This window comes from Bartonella sp. CL71SXKL (assembly GCF_042194935.1).
Lineage (GTDB): Bacteria > Pseudomonadota > Alphaproteobacteria > Rhizobiales > Rhizobiaceae > Bartonella.
In genome coordinates this window covers 1-5566 of the sequence record NZ_JBHINI010000037.1, presented here as the reverse complement: position 1 = coordinate 5566, position 5566 = coordinate 1, and the positions used below count along the sequence as shown (strand labels likewise).

Sequence of the window (5566 nt, the reverse complement as noted above, 5' to 3'; positions counted from 1 at the left end):
ATCTATTCAGTTTCTCTCATTTCTAATTTTGGTAGTTTTTTTACGATTTTCATTGTTTCTAAACTTACGGTAATAACTCTTTGAAACAACTCTAGAGGGTAGGCAGGGTTGCCAATGGTTTCAACAGCATAGCGATTGGCATCATTAACAATGCCGCTCTTTTTATCAGTCTTTACACATTGCCGTTCCATAACCCATTCAAGAGCGGGTTTACCATTGACGATATATTCATAAGCTTCAAGAGGGATATCTGTCATTGTGACATTGCTGTTGTAAAAAACTGTCGATTTATCTTTTACTTTACTATTCCCAAAAAAATTCATTTCTGTAACATAATAGAATTTTTCAGGATTAGGGATATCAGTGAGTTTTGGATCACCTTTTTTAAAGGTTACAGGATAAGGTTCTACAGTTTCATAGTTCATATGCAAATGCCCCAGTTCACGCCCTGCAGTTACAAATTTCCAAAAATCTTCAGTGCTCTTTACACAAGGGATACGAGGCAATTCTTTAGAGAGGTTATCAGCATAACGGGTGCGGTAATCTTCTGAATGCAAAATCCCGTAAACATAATAAAATAGATCATCTTTAGTGATAGTTTCATTAGGATAAGCGGCTTTAAAATGTGCTAATCCTTCATCCGTAATGGCATCACGGCGTTGTAAACCAGCTGTTTTGTTTTCCTCTATAGAGTTTGTAAATAAATGGGATTGCTTTTCACTTTTCTCTTTTAAGGATACAATATCTTCATAAAGATATTGCGGAAAGCATTGACCGTTTTCTATCACCTGATAATCAGACACAGCTTTAATCATAAGAACAGAAAAGGTTTTTTTTGCTCCTATGCCTGTAAGTTGTATCATTTTATTTTCAACTGATTTTCCTATAGGAAATATACATGGCATTATGGAAACTCTATCGTTGAAAGCACGATTATAATAGAGCCATTGTTTTGTAAAAGGGCGATAAATACTTTGAATAAAGCACGTCTCCTCGAACTCAAATAATTTTTCTCTTATAAATTCTCGTTTAAGAGTACTACTCCAACTGATCTTTGTAGCATCAGCGTTAACGAAATTGTCTATAGCCTTTTCACGTATTTTGCGATCAACATGTCCATAAGCTTCGTTAAAGCGCTCCACTTCGCTATTATAGAAGTTAATCATGTTGTACATGTTTTTTGATAAAGCATTACGACTTGAGTTGTATGCCCACGCATCACGACTGGTTAGAACGCCACAGGAATAAGTTTCAAAAAGCTTTGTATCATGACCTTTCTTAACACCTAAAGCTAGAAATGTCTTGAAACTGTCATCACGTTGATTTATCCAATCATTATGCCTATCCGGTGTAATTATTTGCCAACCTTGTTTACTCCGTGTAATACCATTAATGCTACCAAATTTTTTAATTGTCTTAAGCTTTTCTTCTCTATTGAGATAATCTCCAATATCACGGAAATATATTTTCCCATGTTGTTGTGCATTTGGATTTTTAACCAAAATAGAAATCGCTATAGGGGCACGAGAACCTTCACCAAAAATTTTTCCACCTTCTTTGCGAGAAAGTTCTCCAGAGGTTCGTTGATTACCACGTAAATGAAAAATATAAAGGCTGCTAAATTCTTCAACGAGGCATTTGCGTAAGCCATCCATAGATTTTGTATCTATAAAACTTGCATTTGTAACAAAACCAATCACACCACGGTCTTTTATACGGTCACTTGCCCAGCGAATGGCGCGGATGTAACTATCATAAAGCGCCTGCATAAGACTTGCTTTTGAATGAGCGGCATAAGTGTCACCAATACGTTTATTTAATATGGGATAGGGAGTGTTCTTTGCATTGTCGTTTTCGCTTTTTTGTCCTATCGAATAAGGAGGGTTACCAAAAATAACTTCGATATCCAGTTTCTTTTGATGCTCTAAATATTCACTGTTTTCTTTGAATAATTTTTGCAGCAGATTCTTTTCTTCAAGCATCCGAAACGTATCAGTCAAACCAATATGCTTGAAAGGGATATATTCTCCTTTCATGATACTATGATAGGTCGATTCAATGTTAATCGCTGCTATGTAATAGGCAAGTAAGACAATCTCATTGGCATGGATATCATAACGGTATTTATATTCCATATCCTCTGGTTTGATGAGATCTGATTGTAAAAGCCGTGTAATAAAGGTACCCGTTCCCGTGAAAGGGTCAAGAATAGAGACACCCCGTGAACCAAGGCTTTTTCCAAATTCATTGCGTAAAACATCATCAACAGAATGAATGATAAAATCCACAACCTCAATGGGCGTATAAACAATTCCTAATTTTTCTACCGTACGCGGAAAAGCATGACGGAAAAATTCATTATAAAGCTTTACAATTAAGTTTTGTTGTGCTTCAAGACTTGTAGTTCCTCGTGTGTAAAATTGTACATTCCTAGAGATAGTTCTGAAATCTTGAGATTCTTCTTTAAGAGTAACTTTATCAAGGATATTAAGTACACGTTGTAAAGCACAAGAGACGGGATTTTCTTGAACAAACTGATGCCCCTCAAACAAAGCATCAAAGACTGGACGCGTCACAAGATGTTGTGCAAGCATTTCAATCGCATTTTCTTCGGAGAGGGTCGTGTTTAAATTGTTACGTAATTCGGTCATAAAACCATTAAACACCCGCCGCGTTTCCGTTTCTGATTTTGTTAAAACTTCGGTTAAGCGTGTGATATGATTTTGAGCAAGATCAGCAACATTGGTTGCCCATCTTTTCCAATAGCTAGGGTCGTAATTTCTCTTAACAATAGCTGCTCTAATGACATCCGGATATTGAGAAAAAAGGGATAATTCTTCTTCTGGTTTATATCCGTGAAAGGATTCATAAGTTGGTGATCCAATGTTCAGTCCTGAATATTCTGATTTTGAGCGTATAGGTAAGTCATCAATAACCACAGTTGTATCTTCTGAGGTAGCCTTTTGAGAAGGAACAATAATATCAAGGGCATAGCTTACGTCCTGTTTTATGGACATATGGTGGATTATTTTATTAAAACTCTCATCATGGGCACGCAAAGCATTGACGACTTGCCAGATGACATCATATTTTGGATTATTTTCCAAGGCTTGTACTGGTGGAATGCCAGCCGGTACTCCAACGGGTAGAATGATATAGCCTCTTTTCTTACCCTCTGCTCGACGCATGACACGGCCTATTGCTTGAATAATCTCAATTTGACTTTTTCGCGGGTGTAAGAATAGAACAGCATCAAGAGCAGGAACATCAACACCCTCAGAAAGACAGCGTACATTGGTTAGCACACGACACGTATTTTCCCCCGCATCTTCCTTTAACCAGTCAAGTTGTTTTGTACGCTCTTTAGCACTAAAGGTTCCATCAATATGGGCAAGAGTACAGTTAAGAGGGGGAGTATCTTTATAGTTTTTATGAAGGGCGTGCAAAGATTCTTGAACTTTTTCTTTTTTGAATTCCTTGCATATGCGTTTAGAAGTATCAATATCTTTGCAAAATGCTAAAGCTCTACGCATGGGATTGGGGTCATCTTCAAGATCAAGTTTCAGATCCATTTTGGTAAGGGCTCTATAACAGCCATTAATCTTGGTCCTATCGTCAAGAATAAGTTCATAATTCTTATCGGTAATAAGATGTTGAATGGATTGGCTTACTTCTTTTTCATTGACAACTAATATGATAACTTTACAAGGTGATAACAGTTTATGTTCTAGAGCTTCCGCAAATGTATAATGATGCAGTTCTTTGCCATAAATTTTTTCGTCATCCATAGAGGCAAGAACAGTATCAGATAGGTCAGCTTTCCTTTTTATCTTATCTGTAAAGATTTTGGGGGTTGCTGTCATATATAGACGTTTTTTACCCCGAATGATTCTGTTATCATGAACCTTGATAAATTCAGATTCACGCTTGTCTGTTCCTAACACAGCCCCAGTTGTTCTATGTGCTTCATCGCAAATGATTAGATCAAATTCGGGTAAACCATGCTCTTTTTGCGCATCTGAAATCACTTGGATAGAATGGTAAGTTGAAAAGACCACGGTCATTGCATCTGCTAGGGATTCACAAGCTTCTTTAGCAAGGGCTTGAGCATCCGTGGTAGCAGGGAGAACAAGATCTGATGTTTCCATGCCAACAATATCATCTTGGTTTTTACGACGCTTGCCTACTTTTGTATCCGAACACACCGCAAAGGAACGCAACGGGATTTGTGCATCGGCTGTCCATTCACGGATTGTTTGCGAGACTAAAGCCAGAGAAGGTACCAGAAACAAAACACGCTTGCCTTTCCCAGCAAGGGTTTCTGCTATCTTCAAACTGGTGAAAGTCTTCCCCGTACCACATGCCATAATCAGCTTGCCACGGTCTGCTTCTTTTAAACCTTCACAGACTTTCTTGATGGCTTCTTCTTGATGGGGACGAGGCTCTTTTGTTGATTTCAGAACAACTTCTTTTTTCGTTGCAAATATTTGCCAATCTATCCGACTGTTTTCCATATGACGAAGGTCAATACGATAAACGGGTATCGCTTGTCCTTTAATCATGGCATTCACATTGTCACTTAATTCCACTTCTGTGCTGTCAACGAGAAGTCGATATTTAAAGATGTCTTTTCCAGATGCCGCGATAAAGCTATCAATATCCTTTTTACTGATCTGATGGTCTGCTTGATAAAACTTACATTGAATAGCCACATAGCCCTCTTGATTGCGAAGCTTGGCAACCAGATCAATGCCGATATCATTTTTATTCCAACCTTCACGCTCTTTAGCCCATTCATAATAGCTCTCAACTTTTTCATATCGCCCATAGTGGAGAGGGTCATACATAAGATATTTTGTCACAAAATCTTCAAACACTTTCCCTCGTAGAGTATTTGAAGTTGTCTGTTCACGATAGGATTGTAAAAGGGAGCGTAAAGTGAATTGTTCTTTATCAGACTTAATAGATTGCAGCATATTGTAATAAAAATCCCTTGCCTTATGAGATGATTAATAATCATCAAAAGAATCAAAATGAATTTAATTAAATGCATTTAAAGCAAATAACGATAAAAAAGGGAAAAAAACTGCTAAAAAAAGCCGATATTTTTTTCAAAAGGGGTCTTTAAGGCTGCTTATCAACAGCCCATGACATGGAATAAGATCAGCAAAGTAGTGAAATTTGCTATTCATTTCACGGGTTAATCAAGATAAATGTACTATGGGCTTTAATATATCAGAATGAGTATTTTGATAAGTTTATAGATAGGTTTTGAAGGTGTTTAAAACCCTCAAAATACCTTCAAAACTCCTTTAAATATATATCATAGATTGTATTTACGTGTTGTGTTTAATATAGGTTGTTTGTTTAAAATATTAACCTATTGAAATATAATGACTTTTATTTTTCGATTGAAAAAAATATATAAAGGGGGGTAAAAGGAACCCTCAAAATACTCAAAACCCCTAAAACTCATAGATTAGGCGTCTTTTGAAGGTTCACTCTATGAATGCAAGGGGATATGGTTGAGCAAACTTATCCTTTATATTTATGGGGATATTGATGT

The 5566-nt window shown here is 36.8% G+C and carries 1 protein-coding gene; it reads right to left on the bottom strand.

The features are described 5' to 3' along the window. Positions 1-2: 2 nt before the first annotated feature. Positions 3-4976, bottom strand: coding sequence for a DEAD/DEAH box helicase (locus ACFILA_RS08975; protein ID WP_375661059.1), 4974 nt, complete (start codon positions 4974-4976; stop codon positions 3-5). Positions 4977-5566 lie beyond the last annotated feature (590 nt).